12 protein-coding genes are annotated in these 16,669 nt (G+C 64.9%); 2 read left to right on the top strand and 10 right to left on the bottom strand.

The annotated features are described in order from the left end of the window. Nucleotides 1-126 precede the first annotated feature (126 nt). The 6 genes from ACVWY1_RS15910 to leuC all read right to left on the bottom strand — a co-directional run bounded on the left by ACVWY1_RS15910 (nt 127) and on the right by leuC (nt 9,309). Nucleotides 127-2,790: a FimV/HubP family polar landmark protein gene (locus tag ACVWY1_RS15910; protein ID WP_457378493.1), complete on the bottom strand. Its 2,664-nt coding sequence runs from the start codon at nt 2,788-2,790 to the stop codon at nt 127-129. 71 nt (nt 2,791-2,861) lie between these two features. After that, nucleotides 2,862-3,869 (bottom strand): aspartate-semialdehyde dehydrogenase, encoded by a 1,008-nt coding sequence (locus ACVWY1_RS15915; RefSeq protein WP_277505181.1) that lies wholly within the window; start codon nt 3,867-3,869, stop codon nt 2,862-2,864. 1,013 nt (nt 3,870-4,882) lie between these two features. Then, nucleotides 4,883-5,995, bottom strand: coding sequence for an aspartate-semialdehyde dehydrogenase (gene asd, locus ACVWY1_RS15920; protein WP_023630514.1), 1,113 nt, complete (start codon nt 5,993-5,995; stop codon nt 4,883-4,885). A gap of 63 nt (nt 5,996-6,058) precedes the next feature. Next, entirely contained in the window at nt 6,059-7,141 is a 1,083-nt protein-coding gene (leuB, locus tag ACVWY1_RS15925; protein ID WP_139669645.1) for a 3-isopropylmalate dehydrogenase, read from the bottom strand. 96 nt (nt 7,142-7,237) lie between these two features. After that, complete coding sequence (gene leuD / locus ACVWY1_RS15930; protein WP_110704150.1) at nt 7,238-7,879, bottom strand: 3-isopropylmalate dehydratase small subunit; 642 nt, start codon at nt 7,877-7,879, stop codon at nt 7,238-7,240. Continuing rightward, nucleotides 7,876-9,309 carry a 3-isopropylmalate dehydratase large subunit gene (gene leuC / locus ACVWY1_RS15935; RefSeq protein ID WP_102685395.1) on the bottom strand — a complete coding sequence of 478 codons (1,434 nt, stop codon included), beginning with the start codon at nt 9,307-9,309 and terminating at the stop codon, nt 7,876-7,878. The genes leuD and leuC overlap by 4 nt, the downstream gene beginning before the upstream one ends. A gap of 130 nt (nt 9,310-9,439) precedes the next feature. Between leuC and ACVWY1_RS15940 the strand changes: the two genes are divergently transcribed. Further along, entirely contained in the window at nt 9,440-10,318 is an 879-nt protein-coding gene (locus ACVWY1_RS15940) for a LysR family transcriptional regulator (protein ID WP_102685394.1), read from the top strand. 62 nt (nt 10,319-10,380) lie between these two features. Further along, entirely contained in the window at nt 10,381-13,677 is a 3,297-nt protein-coding gene (locus tag ACVWY1_RS15945; protein WP_102685393.1) for a PAS domain S-box protein, read from the top strand. Nucleotides 13,678-13,752: 75 nt separating this feature from the next. On the opposite strand, the gene ACVWY1_RS15950 is transcribed toward ACVWY1_RS15945, so the two are convergent. From ACVWY1_RS15950 to ACVWY1_RS15965, 4 genes are all read right to left on the bottom strand, one after another. After that, nucleotides 13,753-14,196: an Hsp20 family protein gene (locus tag ACVWY1_RS15950; RefSeq protein ID WP_031315058.1), complete on the bottom strand. Its 444-nt coding sequence runs from the start codon at nt 14,194-14,196 to the stop codon at nt 13,753-13,755. A 130-nt stretch (nt 14,197-14,326) separates the two neighbouring features. Beyond that, nucleotides 14,327-15,298, bottom strand: a complete 972-nt coding sequence (locus tag ACVWY1_RS15955; RefSeq protein WP_457378494.1) for a tRNA dihydrouridine synthase — start codon at nt 15,296-15,298, stop codon at nt 14,327-14,329. 52 nt (nt 15,299-15,350) lie between these two features. After that, nucleotides 15,351-15,785, bottom strand: a complete 435-nt coding sequence (locus tag ACVWY1_RS15960; RefSeq protein ID WP_102685391.1) for an acyl-CoA thioesterase — start codon at nt 15,783-15,785, stop codon at nt 15,351-15,353. Nucleotides 15,786-15,829: 44 nt separating this feature from the next. After that, nucleotides 15,830-16,663 (bottom strand): alpha/beta fold hydrolase, encoded by an 834-nt coding sequence (locus ACVWY1_RS15965; RefSeq protein WP_102685390.1) that lies wholly within the window; start codon nt 16,661-16,663, stop codon nt 15,830-15,832. Between the last annotated feature and the right edge of the window lie 6 nt (nt 16,664-16,669).

The following is a 16,669-nucleotide window of genomic DNA, read 5'->3' on the forward strand; positions in this document are numbered from 1 at the left end:
AACCTGATGATGAAACGAAAGGCGGAAGTATACCGGCAAACCATGCAGGGGCCGAAATGATCGCGGGGCAAGCCCGCCCCACGTCTTGCGTGAAAGCAGGCTTGCCCCGCGATGTACAGCTTTGCGTCAGACCAGGCGCGAGAGCATCTCGTTGGCTTCCTCGCGTTGGCTGTCGTCGCCGTCCTTGACCACTTCGTCGAGGATGTCACGGGCGCCCTGATGGTCGCCCATGTCGATGTAGGCGCGGGCCAGGTCGAGCTTGGTGGCTACCTCGTCGGCGCCGGAGAAGAAGTCGAAGTCCAGGTCGTCCAGCGGCTCGGGCTCCAGCGCCGCGTCCTCGGCGGTGAACGATGGTTGTGCAACCGATGGGGTCTCGAGGTTCTGCGACAGCTTGTCGAGCTCGGCATTGACGTCGTCCAGCTCCGAGGCGAAGTTCTTCGCCGCCGGCGAGTCGTCGTCCAGCGACAGCGACAGGTCGAAGTCCTCGGGCAGCTCCAGCTCGGAGATCGGATCAAACTCCGGAATCGCCTCGAAGGCCGCCAGCTCGGCCGCCACGTCCACCGGGGCTTCCTCGCTGCCGGTCGGAGCCGCCGGCTCTTCGGCGACATCCAGATCGAATTCAGCCAAGTCGTCGACATTTTGCGGTGTCGCCTGCGCCTGGGCGAGCAATGCCTCGAAATCGTCGTCGGCATCGGTTTCGGCAACGGCGGGTGCAGCCTCGGCTTCGGGCGCCTCGACGACCAGGTCCTCGAGACCGGCCATGTCGAGGTGGTCATCTGCCGGCAGGTCATCCCCCAGACTCAGGTCGAAGGCGCTGTCCAGGTCGGCCTCTTCGACCACAGGCTCTGGCTCAGGCTCTGGTTCGGCCGCCACGACCGGCTCCACGACGACTTCCGGCGCGCTTTCACCCAGCTCCAGCTCCTTGTCCTGCAGCAGGTCCTGGACATACTGCTCATCCAGCTCGGCGGCCAGGGCCGCGGCCCCGGCAGCGCCTGCCGCAACCGCCGCGACACCCAGCATGGCCGGGAAGCGCTCCTTGAGCGCGGCGACCTCGGCCTGGTTCGCGTCGTTGACCACCAGCTTGCGCTCCTGGCCAGCGAACGCGTCCTGGTCGCCCTGACGTGCGTAGACTTCCATCAATTTGAGGCGCAGATCGCTGCGCTGTGGCTCGGAGGCCACCGCGGCTTCCAGCAGGTCGGCGGCATGGTTGAGGCGACCACGGGCCAGGCTTTCATCCACCTCGGCCAGCAACGCCGCGCGCGGATCAGCCGCCGGGGCGACGACGTCGGCAGGCGCCGCAGGCTTTTCCGCCGCAACGGCTGCAGCAGCCGAGGCAGCCACTACCGCAGGCGACAGAGTCACGCTTGGCGCCGACACATCCAGGCCTTCAAAACTGCTCGGAGGCAAGTCCAGGTCCGGGCCACGCTCGCCATCCTCGGCCAGGGCACGGGCCATGCGCAGGTGTTTCTCAGCTTCCTGCTGGGCCTTGCGCTTGCGGGCCAGAAGCAGCAGCAACAACAGCAGCACCAGGAATGCGGACCCGGCAATCAAGCCCAGCAACAGCGGATTGCCCAGCAGTTGGTCGAGCATGCCGGGCTCTTCGCTGGCCGGTGCCTCGGCTGCCGCATCCTGTGGTGCGGTGTCGGCCGCGGCAGGCGCCGGGGCGACCACCGGTTCGGCAGGGGTCAGTTGCGCGTTCACCGCAGGTTGCGCCGGAGCCGGCTCGCCCGGCAGCGCCGGAGCCGGCTCGCCCGGCAGCGCCGCTGCCGGTGGCTGTGGCGCCGCGGCGCCCTGGGCCTCCAGACGCGCCAGCTGGTCGTTCTTCAGCTCGATCAGGCGCTGCAGCTTGTCCAGCTGGCTCTGCAGGTCGACCATGCGGCTCTTGAGTTCATCGTTGTCACGGCGGCTGGTGTCGAGGCTTTCCTGGGCCATGGCCAGCTTGTCGCCCAGCGCCTTGGCCTCGCCGGCCGCGCCCTTGCCGCCCGGCGCCACCAGGCGCAGGTTGTCGCCCTGGGCGATGCGCGCGGGGGCCGCGCCAGCCTCGCCACGGCGGGTGGCATCCAGCTGCCGTGCACGCGGGCCGAGGCGGCGGCCTTCGCGCCAGGCTGCGTACTGCTCGGCGACTTCGCGGTTGGCCTGGGCCTGGGGAATGCTCTGCACCTGCTGCTGATCGGGCAGGCGCAGCACCTGGCCAGTCTTGAGCTGGTTGATGTTGTTGCCGATGAAGGCATCCGGGTTCAGCGCCTGGATGGCCAGCATGGTCTGCTGGATCGAGCCGCCGTTGGTGTTGCGCGCGGCGATCTGCCAGAGGGTGTCACGGCGCTTGGTGGTATAGCTGCCCGCACTGACAGCCGGGTTGATGCCCGCCGGGGCCGGTTGGCTGCCCTGGGCCTGGGCCTGGTCGAGCAGCACGCTGTAGTCGCGCAGCAGGCGGCCCTGGGGCCACATGACCTGGACCAGGAACTTGACCACCGGCTCCGGCAGCGCCTTGCTGGAGGTAACCCGCAGCACGCTCTTGCCGTTGGGGTTGATCACCGGCGTGAAGGTGAGGTCTTCGAGGTAAGGCGGGAAGGCCACCCCGGCCTTGGCGAACTCTTCCGGCGACGCCAGGCTTGGCGCCATTTCCGCCGCGGAGAGGTCGCGCACGTCGAGCAGTTCGATCTCGGCATCCAGCGGCTGGTTCTGCGCCGACTTGAGGGTCAGCTCACCCAACCCCAGAGCGTTCGCCACCCCGGACGACAGCGCCGAGGCTGCCGCGATGGCCAGAACCAGTTTGCGAATTCGAAGCATGAACTCTTCCCTTGTATGAAACGTCCCGAAAACCCTTGGGCGGTGCAGGACAAAATAGCTCGCAGTATCTTTTACGCCATGTGTTTTATCAACAATTGTGCCGCCTGCACGGCGTTCAGCGCCGCGCCCTTGCGCACATTGTCGGTGGTCAGCCAGAGATTGAGCTGCTGGTCTTCATCGACACCGTGGCGTACACGTCCAACATAGACCACGTCCTGGCCCACCGCGTCACCCACAGGCGTCGGATAATCACCCGGCTCGACCAGCTCGATGCCGTCGGCAGCCTCCAGCGCGGCGTTAACGGCCACCAGGTCGACCGGATTACGGCTTTGCACGGCGACACTGAAGCTATCGCCGAAAAACACCGGGACTTGAATGCAGGTCACGGAAATCTTCAGTTGCGGCAGGTCCAATACCTGACGCAGTTCATTGACTAGACGGCGTTCTACATTGGTGTGGCCCTGTTCATCGGGTGTACCGACCTGGGGGAGCAGGTTGAAGGCGACCTGGCGATCGAAGAAGCGCGGCTCCAGAGGGCGTGCGTTGAGCAGTTCGGCGGTCTGCCGGGCGAGCTCGCTGACGGCCTCCCTGCCCTGCTCCGAAACTGCCAGGCAGGCATTGACCTGAACGCGCTCGATATCGAGCAAACCCTTGAGCGGCGCCAGCGCCACCGCCAAGGCTACCGCGCCGGCGCTCGGGCTGGTGATCAGTGCGGGCTGCGACAGTTCGGCTATGCGCTCGGCGTTGGCTTCCGGGACCACCGCGATGGCGTCGTCCAAGGCGCCGGACAGGTCGATCACCGCGCAACCGGCGGCGATGGCCTTGGGCACGAAGCTGCGGCTTACGGCAGGGCTGGCGGCGAAGAAGACCAGCCTGACCTGGGAGAAATCGAAGCTGTCCACTTCGCGGACCTTCAGTTTCTTGCCCGCGAACATGACGCTGCTGCCGGCGGATTCCATGCTGGCCAGCAGGTGCAGGGTGGAGACCGGGAAGGCCACTTCCTCGAGGATCTGGACGAGGGATTCACCTACTGTGCCGGTGGCGCCGATTACGGCTATGTCCAGGGCGTTGGGGGTCATGAGATCGGTTCCTTTTCCAGGGGGTACGGCGGGGAGCGGCACTTTACTTGGATTGTGGGGTGGGAGGTAGGGGCGGGTTCGGGTTCGGGTTCGGGTTCAAGAGTGTGGGTTTTGATTTATTTATGCGCATTCATTGGCGATGTCGACGCATTATCACCCTTCCGCCATTACGGCGGCCTACTTTTCTCGTGGGAAAAGTAGGCAAAACCGTTCGGCTCCGTTCATACGGCCCCTGCGCTTCGCTCCGGGGTTCCCTCGCTCCGTTCTTGCTCCCGTGGGTACCGCGCTGTACGCCCCATCCTGGGGCGCAGCGCTCGACGGCCATCCATGGCCGTCGCCCCACTACGCAAGAACTCCACTCGGCCTCCTGAAGTCGCAATTGGTGGCGCCTGAACTATCGCGCGCTTAGAAGCAAGATCAAGAGCAGATCAAGAGCAGATCAAGAGCAGATATGTTGGTTTTATTAGTGGCTGTTATGTTGTTCTTCATTACGCTATCGCGGGGCAAGCCCGCTCTCACGTTGAATCACGTAGTCAAACTATGGTGGGAGCGGGCTTGCCCCGCGATGTTGATCTAGAGTTCCCACGATGGCAACTAGCGACTAGCTGCGTTAGTGCAGGCGCCGCCCGTAACTTCGCGACTTCAGGAGGCCGAACGCAGGTCTTGCGGAGGGAGGTGACGGGCATGGATGCCCGTCAAGCGCTGCGCCCCAGGATGGGGCGTTCAGCGCGGTCCTCCCGGGAGCAAGGCCGGAGTGAGGGAACCCGGAGCGAAGCGGAGGGCCGGATGAATGGAGCGCCACGGCTTTGCTTACTTTGGCCACGACCAAAGTAAGCCGCCGTAAGGGCGGAAAGGTGACTATGCGTCGACATCGCAAATGAATGCGAATAAAAAAAACAACCAACAACCAACAACCAACAACCAACAACCAACAACCAATCTAGCACCAATAAAAAAACCCGCATCACTCTCGCAACACGGGTCCTTCAAAATCCAAACTCAAACCACCCGGATCACCGCTCCAGCAGAATCCGCAACATCCGCCGCAGCGGCTCCGCAGCCCCCCACAGCAACTGGTCGCCAACAGTGAAGGCCCCGAGGTACTGCGACCCCATGTTCAGCTTGCGCAAACGCCCGACAGGCACGTTCAGGGTCCCGGTCACCTGGGTAGGGCTCAACTCCTGCATGCTGATCTCACGCTGGTTCGGCACCAGCTTCACCCAAGGGTTGTGCTGGCTGATCATGCCTTCGATATCCGCCAGCGGCACGTCCTTGTTCAGCTTGATGGTCAGCGCCTGGCTGTGGCAACGCATGGCGCCAATCCGCACGCAGATACCGTCGACCGGAATCGGGCTCTTGAAGCGGCCGAGGATCTTGTTGGTCTCGGCCTGGGCCTTCCACTCTTCGCGGCTCTGGCCGTTCGGCAGCTCCTTGTCGATCCACGGGATCAGGCTGCCGGCCAGCGGCACGCCGAAGTTGTCAGTCGGGAAGCCCTCGCCGCGCATGGCCTCGGCCACCTTGCGGTCGATGTCGAGGATGGCGCTGGCCGGGTTGGCCAGGTCATCGGCGACCGCCGCGTGAATACCGCCCATCTGCTTGATCAACTCACGCATGTTCTGCGCGCCGGCGCCGGAGGCCGCCTGATAGGTCATGGCGCTCATCCACTCGACCAGGCCGGCTTCGAACAGGCCGCCCAGGCCCATCAGCATCAGGCTGACGGTGCAGTTGCCGCCGATGTAGTTCTTGGTGCCCGCATCCAGCTGCTGGTCGATGACCTTGCGGTTGACCGGGTCGAGGATGATCACCGCGTCATCCTGCATGCGCAGGGACGAGGCCGCGTCGATCCAGTAGCCCTGCCAGCCAGCTTCACGCAGCTTGGGGAACACTTCGTTGGTGTAGTCGCCGCCCTGGCAGGTCAGGATGACGTCGAGGGTCTTGAGCTCTTCGATGTTGTAGGCATCCTTGAGCGGCGCAATGTCCTTGCCCACGGCCGGGCCCTGGCCACCCACATTGGAGGTGGTGAAGAACACCGGCTCGATCAGGTCGAAGTCCTGCTCTTCGAGCATCCGCTGCATGAGCACGGAACCGACCATTCCACGCCAACCGATCAGACCTACACGTTTCATCGCAACTACACCTTTGCTAAAAGTGGGCCGCCACCGGGAGTTTTGGGTGGCGGGCCAGAGAGATTACAGATTCCGCAGCGCTGCGACTACTGCGTCGCCCATTTCCTGCGTACCGACCTTGCGGCAACCTTCGGAGAAGATGTCACCTGTGCGCAGGCCCTGGTCCAGCACCAGGCTCACCGCCTGCTCGATCGCCTCGGCGGCGGCCGACTGGTTGAAGCTGTAGCGCAGCATCATCGATACCGAAAGAATGGTTGCCAATGGGTTGGCGATGCCCTGCCCGGCGATGTCCGGCGCCGAGCCATGGCACGGCTCGTACATGCCTTTGTTGTCGGCATCCAGCGACGCCGAGGGCAGCATGCCGATGGAACCGGTGAGCATGGAAGCCTCATCCGACAGGATGTCGCCGAACATGTTGTCGGTCACCACCACGTCGAACTGCTTGGGCGCGCGCACCAACTGCATGGCGGCGTTGTCGACGTACATGTGGCTCAGCTCGACGTCCGGGTAGTCCTTGGCCACATCCTCGACCACTTCACGCCACAGCTGGCTGGAAGCCAGGACGTTGGCCTTGTCCACCGAGCACAGCTTCTTGCCGCGCACGCGGGCCATGTCGAAGCCGACGCGGGCAATACGGCGTACTTCGCTTTCGCTATAGGGCAGGGTGTCGTACGCCTGGCGCTCGCCGCCCTGCAGCTCGCGCTGGCCGCGTGGTGCACCGAAGTAGATGCCACCGGTCAACTCGCGGACGATGAGGATGTCCAGGCCGGCGACGATCTCGGGCTTGAGCGACGAGGCGTCGGCCAGTTGCGGATAGAGGATGGCCGGGCGCAGGTTGGCGAACAGGCCCAGTTGCGAGCGGATCTTCAGCAAGCCACGCTCCGGGCGGATGTCACGCTCGATCTTGTCCCACTTCGGGCCACCCACGGCGCCCAGCAGCACGGCGTCCGCCTGGCGCGCGCGCGCCAGGGTCTCGTCGGCCAGCGGCACGCCGTGCTTGTCGATGGCCGCGCCACCGATCACGTCGTGGGTGAGGCTGAAGCCGAGCTGGAACTTGTCGTTGGCCAGCTCCAGCACCTTGACCGCTTCGGCCATGATTTCCGGACCAATACCATCACCTGGGAGAATCAGAATCTGCTTGCTCATGCTTTCCTCTATCCAATCGAGCGGCGCGCCTTGCGGGCGCGCCGGATAAAACTCAGTGTCCGGTGGCGCTGATCGCGGAGCAAGCCCGCTGCCACATCAATCGCGGAACAACCACGGCTGGCTGGCGCGGTGCTTGCCCTCGAACGCCTTGATCGCGTCGCGGTCCTGCAGGGTCAGGCCGATGTCGTCCAGGCCATTGAGCAGGCAGTGCTTGCGGAAAGCGTCGATTTCGAACTTCAGCACTTTGCCGTCCGGGCGAGTCACGGCCTGGGCGTCGAGGTCGATGGTCAACTGGTAGCCCGGGTTGGCCTCGACTTGCCTGAACAGCTCGTCGACTTCGGCGGCGTCGAGAATGATCGGCAACAGGCCATTCTTGAAGCTGTTGTTGAAGAAAATATCGGCGAAGCTCGGCGCGATCACGCTGCGGAAGCCGTACTCGTCGAGCGCCCATGGGGCGTGCTCGCGGCTCGAGCCGCAACCGAAGTTCTCCCGCGCCAGCAGCACGCTGGCCCCCTGGTAGCGCGCGTGGTTGAGCACGAACTCCTGGTTCAGCGGGCGCTTGCTGTTGTCCTGGTAGGGCTGGCCGACGTCCAGGTAGCGCCACTCGTCGAACAGGTTGGGGCCAAAGCCGGTGCGCTTGATCGACTTGAGGAACTGCTTGGGGATGATCTGGTCGGTGTCGACGTTGGCACGGTCCAAAGGCGCGACGAGGCCAGTGTGCTGGGTAAAGGCTTTCATGCTGCGCTCCCTTGGATCAACTCGCGGACATCGATGAAGTGGCCGGTCACCGCGGCGGCGGCGGCCATGGCCGGGCTGACCAGGTGGGTACGGCCACCGGCGCCCTGGCGGCCTTCGAAGTTGCGGTTGGAGGTGGACGCGCAGTGCTCGCCGCTTTCCAGGCGGTCCGGGTTCATCGCCAGGCACATCGAGCAGCCCGGTTCACGCCACTCGAAGCCGGCCTCGAGGAAAATCTTGTCCAGCCCTTCGCGCTCGGCCTGGGCCTTGACCAGACCCGAACCCGGCACCACCAGCGCCTGCTTGACGTTGGCGGCGACCTTGCGGCCCTTGGCGATCTCAGCGGCGGCGCGCAGGTCTTCGATGCGCGAGTTGGTGCATGAACCGATGAACACGCGGTCGAGCTGGATGTCGGTGATCGCCTGGTTGGCGGCCAGGCCCATGTACTTGAGGGCGCGCTCGATCGAGCCGCGCTTGATCAGGTCGGGCTCGGCGGCCGGGTCCGGCACGCGCTGGTCGACGGCCAGGACCATCTCCGGCGAAGTGCCCCAGCTGACTTGTGGCTTGATCTGTGCTGCGTCGAGCTCGACCACGGTGTCGAACACGGCGTCGCCATCGGAGACCAATCCTTTCCAGGCCTCGATGGCCTGCGTCCACTGCTCGCCCTTCGGCGCATAGGGACGACCCTCGACGTAGTTGACGGTCGTCTCGTCGACCGCGACCAATCCCACACGAGCACCGGCCTCGATGGACATGTTGCAGATGGTCATGCGGCCCTCCATCGACAAATCGCGGATCGCGCTGCCGGCGAACTCCATGGCATGGCCATTGCCGCCGGCGGTGCCGATCTTGCCGATCACGGCCAGGACGATGTCCTTGGCGGTGACGCCAGCGGGCAATTGACCCTCGACGCGCACCAGCATGTTTTTCATTTTCTTGGCCACCAGGCACTGGGTGGCGAGCACATGCTCGACCTCGGAAGTGCCGATGCCATGGGCCAGGGCACCAAACGCGCCATGGGTGGAAGTGTGCGAGTCGCCGCAGACCACGGTCATGCCGGGCAGGGTCGCGCCCTGCTCCGGACTGATGACGTGCACGATACCCTGACGCTCGTCATTCATCTTGAATTCGACGATGCCATATTCGTCACAGTTCTCATCGAGGGTCTGCACCTGCAGGCGCGACACCTGGTCGGCGATGGCCTCGATACCGCCCTTGCGCTCCGGCGTGGTCGGTACGTTGTGGTCAGGAGTGGCGATGTTGGCATCGATACGCCAGGGCTTGCGGCTGGCCAGACGCAGGCCTTCGAAAGCCTGGGGCGAAGTCACTTCGTGAATGATGTGGCGATCGATGTAGATCAAGGACGAGCCGTCATCGCGGCGCTTGACCTCATGAGCTTCCCAGAGTTTGTCGTAGAGCGTTTTGCCAGCCATCAGACTGTTCCTCATCAGCGTCTTTCTATGCCAAAGACCCCTTGGCTTGTACGGACGATGCTATGGCGATAGATTGAATAACTCAAATTCATAATTTTCATGCTTTGGATAACCAGCAGGAATTCTAACCGTGGACCTGGCCAACCTCAGCGCCTTTATCGCCATTGCCGAAACCGGGAGCTTTTCCGGAGCCGGCGAACGCCTGTTCCTGACCCAGCCCGCCATCAGCAAACGCATCGCCGGGCTGGAGCAGCAACTGGATGTACGCCTGTTCGATCGCCTGGGCCGCGAAGTGACCCTGACCGAAGCTGGCCGGGCCCTGTTGCCGCGCGCCTATCAGATCCTCAACGTCCTCGATGATACTCGTCGCGCATTGACCAATTTGACCGGAGAGGTGGCGGGTCGCCTGACGCTGGCCACCAGCCATCACATCGGTTTGCACCGTTTGCCCCCACTATTACGGGCTTTTACTCGACAGTACCCCTTGGTGGCGTTGGATATTCAGTTCCTCGATTCGGAAGCGGCCTACGATGAAATCCTCCATGGCCGCGCCGAAATTGCCGTCATCACCCTCGCGCCCGAGCCCCATCACCTGGTCAAGGCCGTGGCGGTGTGGGACGACGCCCTGGATTTCGTCGCCGCCCCCGAACACCCGCTGGCCAGCAACCAGCGGGTCAGCCTGGCCGACGTTGCGCGCCACCCAGCGGTGTTTCCCGGCGGCAATACCTTCACCCACCACATCGTCCAGCGCCTGTTCGAAAGCCAGGGCCTGGTGCCGAACATCGCCATGAGCACCAACTACCTGGAAACCATCAAGATGATGGTGTCGATCGGCCTGGCCTGGAGTGTGCTGCCACGTACTATGCTCGATGAGCAGGTTGCGCCCATCGCCCTGCCCGGCATACAGCTGTCACGCCAGCTAGGCTACATATTGCACACGGAGCGCACGCTATCGAATGCGGCCAGGGCCTTCATGGCGCTGCTCGACAGCCACGCCGGGGCTGCCTGACCGGTCGCAGGCACGGCATTTCTCTCCACAAGGACGCGTTTTCCGCCAAAGGTCTGGTATCGATGCCCAAATCAGCAAACCGCTTTCCGCGCCTGCCCCGTATTCCCGCGGCCGACCCCCAGGAGTCGGAACAGGCCTGGCAGAACGCTCCCCAGTTGCTGGCCGCGCTCAACGCCGCACGCCTGGGCGCCTGGCTGTGGGACATCGAGAGTGGCCGGGTGAGCTGGTCGCGGGGTACCCAGGCGCTGTTCGGCTTCGACCCGCAACGCCCGCTGCCCAACGACGTCGACTACCTCGACCTGCTGCCCGAGGAGGACCGCGCGCGCACACGCCAGGCGTTCCAGGCCGTGGTCAACGGCGAACCGGTCGAGCAGGCCATGCGCCATCGCATCCGCTGGCCCGATGGCAGCGTGCACTGGCTGGAGATCAACGGCAGCCTGACCCACGACCCCCATGGCCGCCCGCAGATGATCGGGGTGATCCGCGAGATCACCCGCCAGCGCGAGCGGGAAACCGCACTGATCAATTCGGAGAAGCGCTTCGCCACCCTGTTCCATCTCAGCCCCAATGCCATTCTCCTGACCCGCCGCCACGACGGCCTGATCATCGAGGTCAACCAGCACTTCGAGCACATGTTTGGCTGGCCAGGCGCTCAAGTGGTTGGCAAGACCAGCGTGGAACTGGGCCTGTGGGTCAACCCCGAGCAACGTCACCAGGTACTGGACGCCACCCGCGCAGGTAGCGGCCCGTTGACCCTCGAGGTGCAGTTCCGCGCTACCAACGGCAAGATCCACGATGGCATTCTCTGCACCCAGGGCATCGAGCTCGAAGGCGTCACCTACCTGATCAGCACCTTCGTCGACACCACCGAGCGCAAACGCGCCGAACAGGCGCTCAAGGACAGTCAGGAGCGCCTCGACCTGGCCCTGGACTCGGCCCAGCTGGGTACCTGGGACTGGCACATCCCCAGCGGCATGCTCTACGGCTCGGCCCGCGCCGCGCAACTGCACGGGCTGGACCCGGTGCCCTTCCACGAATCGTTCGAGGCCTTTTTCGAAGGTGTGCCCGAGCATGAGCGCAGCGTCATGCGCCAGGCCTACCGCAGCCTGCGCGAAGGGCCGGCCGGCAACTACCAGATCACCTACCGGGTGCAACTCGACAACGGCGCCTCGCGCTACATCGAAAGCCGCGCCCGCCTGTACCGCGACGACCAGGGCAACCCGCTGCGTATGGCCGGCACCCTGCTCGACATCACCGACCAGGTGGAGCGCGAGCAGCGCCTGACGGCCTCGGAGGAAAAGTTCGCCAGCCTGTTCCAGGTCAGCCCCGACCCGATCTGCGTGACCCGGCAGGACAGTGGCCAGTTCATCGAGATCAACCCGGCGTTCAGCCAGACCTTCGGCTGGGCCCCGGAGCAGATCCTCGGCCACACCGCCGAGGAAATCGGCCTGTGGGCCGAGTCGGCCGAACGCGCCCAACGCATCGAACGGGTGATCCGCGACCAGGCCTTGAGCAATGTGGCGGTGGTGGTCAACCACCGCAACGGCACGCCGCTGACCTGCGTGATCTCCAGCCGCCTGATCAGCGTCGACAGCCAGCCATGCAGCGTCACCACCCTGCGCGACATCACCCAGCAGCAGCGCGCCGAGGCAGCGCTCAAGGCCAGCGAGGAGAAATTCGCCAAGGCGTTCCATTCCAGCCCCGACGCCATCACCATCACCGAGCGCCACAGCGGGCGCTACGTGGAGGTCAACGACGGTTTCAGCCGGTTGACCGGCTACAGCCCCGAAGAGGTGGTCGGCCGCACGGTCTACGAAATCGGCATCTGGGCCGACGAGAAGCAGCGCGCCGCCCTGCTCAACGAGCTGCGCGAGCGCGGCCGGGTGCATCACCGGGAGATGCTGGGCCGCAACAAGCGCGGCGACATCCTTACCGTGGAAGTGTCGGTGGAGCCGATCAGCCTCAACGAAACCGACTGCCTGCTGCTTACCGCTCGCGATGTCAGCCTGCTGAAGAACGCCCAGGCGCAGATCCGCCACCTGGCGTACCACGACCCGCTGACCAACCTGCCCAACCGCGCCCTGCTGATGGACCGCCTGAGCCAGCAGATCGCCCTGCTCAAGCGCCACAACCTGCGCGGCGCCCTGCTGTTCCTCGACCTGGACCACTTCAAGCACATCAACGACTCGCTCGGGCACCCGGTGGGCGACACGGTACTGAAGATCATTACTGCCCGTCTCGAGGCCAGCGTGCGGCTGGAGGACACTGTGGCGCGCTTGGGCGGCGACGAGTTCGTGGTGCTGCTCAGCGGCCTGGAAGGCAGCCGCGAGCAGGTGGAAAACAAGGTTCGCGAACTGGCCGACACCCTGCGCGAGCTGCTGGCCGAACCGATGTCGCTGGACGGCCAGCGCCTGCAGGTCACGCCGAGCATCGGCGTGGCGTTGATACCCGACCATGGCGCCACCCCCGCCGACCTGCTCAAGCGTGCCGACATCGCCCTGTACCGCGCCAAGGACTCCGGGCGCAACACCACGCAGTTGTTCCACACCACCATGCAGAAGGCCGCCAGCGAGCGCCTGCGCATGGAGAGCGACCTGCGCCTGGCCCTGGCCCGCGGTGAACTGGCCCTGCACTTCCAACCCCAGGTCGACGCCCGCGACAACCGTATCGTCGGCGCCGAAGTCCTGCTGCGCTGGCACCACCCGCAACTGGGCCAGCAGCCTCCGGCGCAGTTCATCCAGGTTCTGGAAGAAAGTGGCCTGATCCTCGAGGTCGGCAGCTGGATCCTCGACGAAGCCTGCGACGCCTGCGCGCGCATGCTCGCAGACGGGCTGATCGACGCCGACGACTTCAGCCTGTGCGTCAACATCAGCCCACGGCAGTTCCGCCAGAACGACTTCGTCGAGCGGGTGCTGCGCAGCCTCGACGACTACCGCCTGCCCCGGCGCATGCTCACACTGGAGATCACCGAAGGCATCGTCATCCAGAACCTCGAGGACACCATCAGCAAGATGCGCGAACTCAAGCACCACGGCGTCAGCTTCGCCATGGACGACTTCGGCACGGGCTATTCGTCGCTCACGTACCTAAAGCGTCTGCCGGTGGATGCGTTGAAGATCGACCAGACCTTCGTACGCGACGCACCGGTCGACCCCAACGACGCCGAGATCGTCCGCGCCATTGTCGCCATGGCCCGCAGCCTGGAGCTGGCGGTGATTGCCGAGGGCGTGGAACTGACCGAGCAACTGGAGTTCCTCGAGCGGCTGGGTTGCCATCTGTACCAGGGCTATCTGCACAGCCGACCACTGCCGTTACCGGAGTTTCGCCAGATACTGCTGGAGGCACCGGCGGATTACTGAGGCGTAAACCCGGCTGGAGGCGCCGCAGAATGCAAAAAGGGCACCCGAAGGTGCCCTTTCTTCACTGCGCTGAAATCAGTTCAACGCCGGTTTGTCGCCGTTGATCGGGATACGCTTGGCCTTGGCTTCTTCCGGCACGATGCGCAGCAGTTCGATGCTGAGCAGGCCATTGGCCAGGCCCGCGCCCTTGACCTCGATGTGGTCGGCCAGGCGGAACGACAGCTTGAAGGCGCGCTGGGCGATGCCCTGGTGCAGGAAGGTGACGCCTTCGCTGCTGCCGTCGCGCTTGCCGCCGGTCACGGTGAGAACGCCTTTTTCGACCTGCAGGTCGAGGTCCTGCTCTTGGAAGCCGGCGGCGGCGACCACGATGCGGTAGTGGTCATCGCCATGCTTTTCCACGTTGTAGGGTGGGTAGCTGCTACCCGCCTCGTTACGGGCGGCGGCTTCGAACAGGTCGTTGAAGCGGTCGAAACCGACGGAGTTGCGGAAAAGTGGTGCGAGAGAGAAAGCGGTAGTCATGGTCATGAACTCCTGAGATTCAGCAAGTTAAGTCACTACGCGACCCGACTTCGGCATCGCGTACTCAAGAGATATGTCCTGGCGAAGAGCTTTCAAGGGCTGGCATGAAAAAATTTGCGATCAAGCCGGCTCAGGCAACACAAGCCTCGACAGCGTGGATTTCCATCCCCAGCAACCCGCTGATCCGCTGACAGTCATCCTCACGACGCAGCTCGGCAAACAGCGCCACCGCTTCGGGGTAGCCGCGGGTCAGCATCGCCAGCCACTGCTTCATCCGCCCCGGGGCGTAGCGTGGCGACAGCTTGTCCTGGGCCTGGCGCCAGAACTCGCGCAGCAGCGGCAGGAGTTCTTCCCAGCTCATCGGCTGGTACTCGACGCCATCGCGGGCCGCAGCGATCTGCAGGGCCAGGTCCGGGCGCGACACCAACCCACGCCCCAGCATGATGTCTTTCGCACCGCTGACCTCGCGGCAACGCCGCCAGTCATCGACGGTCCAGATCTCGCCATTGGCGAACACTGGCACCTTGACCACATCCTGCACCCGCGCCACCCATTCCCAGTGGGCCGGCGGCTTGTAGCCCTCTACCTTGGTCCGCGCATGCACCACCAGGTGTGCCGAGCCGCCCTCGGCCAGTGCCGTGGCGCAGTCCAGCGCGCCGTCGGGGCTGTCGTAGCCCAGGCGCATCTTCGAGGTCACCGGGATATGCGCCGGCACCGCTCGGTGTACTTCGCGGACGATGGCATGCAACAGCTCCGGCTCCTTGAGCAGCACCGCCCCGCCCCGCGACTTGTTGACGGTCTTGGCCGGGCAGCCGAAGTTCAGGTCGATCACCGGCGCGCCAAGCTCGCAGGCCAGCGCCGCGTTCTCGGCCAGACATACCGGGTCGGAGCCGAGCAATTGCACACGCATCGGCACCCCGGCGGCGGTGCGGGCACCCTGGCGCAGCTCCGGCGCCAGCTTTTCGAACGAAGAGGCCGGCAACAGGCGGTCGCAGACACGAATGAACTCGGTGACGCACCAATCGATACCCCCCACACGGGTCAGGACGTCGCGCAGGATGTTGTCGACCAGCCCCTCCATGGGGGCCAGGGCAATTTGCATTTCAGGGCCTCGCCATGAAAAAGGCGGCAGTCTAGCAAACTTCCGCCAGCCGTCAGCTGCCGGTCAGCGCCGGGCCGTAGCCGTCGATGAATTCCGCCGGCATGCGCCTGGGCTTGCCGCTGGACAGCTCGATGCAGGCAAAGGTGGTCTGCGCCCGCAGCAAGGTCACGCCGTCGCTCGGGCGCTTGAGCTGGAAGCGCCGGGTCATGCGCAGGCGCTGGTCCCAGTCGATGATCCAGGTGGCCAGTTGCAGCTCGTCGTCCTCATAGGCGGCGGCGAGGTAGTCGATCTCATGGCGGACCACCGCCATCGCCCGGTCCAGCCGGCGATACTCGGCCAGGTCCAGCCCCAGGCGCTGGGAGTGGCGCCAGGCGCAGCGCTCCAGCCAGGTGACGTAGACGGCGTTGTTGGCGTGGCCGAGGCCGTCGATATCCTCGTTGCCAACGCGAAGGTCGATGATGAATGGTGCCGCCAGATCCCAGCTCATGCCTGCTCCTGGTTTTCAGTGAACGGGCAGAGTGTACCGGATGCTCAGGCGCTTTGCCGCGCCCGCTCGGTGGAGCGCGCGAGCAGCTCGATCACCGCCTGGCCCAGGCGCGGATCGGCTAGCACCCGCTGATGGCCGCCCTCCTCGAGCAGCAGCAGGCGGCTGTCGAACCAAGCCTGGTGAATCAGCGGTGCCTCGCTGGCGAGCACTACGGGATCGTCCTCGGCATGCACCACCAGGCCCGGCACATCCAGTTGATAGGCACTGACATCCAGGCGCGCCACCTGGACGCCGACATCGCGCTCCACCTGGCGGATAAACGCCGCTCGGGCACGGGCCGGCAACCCAAGCCGCCGGGCAAAGCCCCGCAGCACGCCGAGCAAGCGGGCCGGGGCGGCAATACTCACCGCCGCATCGGTGCGCAGCCCCCACTGCAGCGCCAGCAACAGGCTTGCGCCCCCCATCGAGTGTCCGATCACCGCGCGCAGTGGCGGCAGTTCGGCGGCGGCCTCGAGCAACGCGCGGGCAAACGCCACCACATGCGCTTGCTCGCCCGGCGAGCGCCCGTGTGCCGGCCCTTCCAGCGACACCACGGTATGGCCGCTGTCCACCAGCCGCTCGATCAGTGCCGCGAACTGGGTGGGGCGACCTTCCCAGCCATGCATCAGCAATACCGTCGGCCCCTGCCCCCAGCGCAATGCCGACAACCCGAAGCGCAAGGTGATGCGCTCGGCCCTGGCCAGCAGCGGCAGTTCCCATGGTTTGGGCGGCAGGTTGCGCGGGGTCATGAAGGCGCGGCGCATCTTGCCGGCAACATGTTCAGGGGCCAGGTGGCCGAGGGTGCCATTGACGCCACGAATCCAGCTCAGGGTAGTCATCGCCTT

It is taken from the genome of Pseudomonas sp. TE6288, assembly GCF_054062095.1.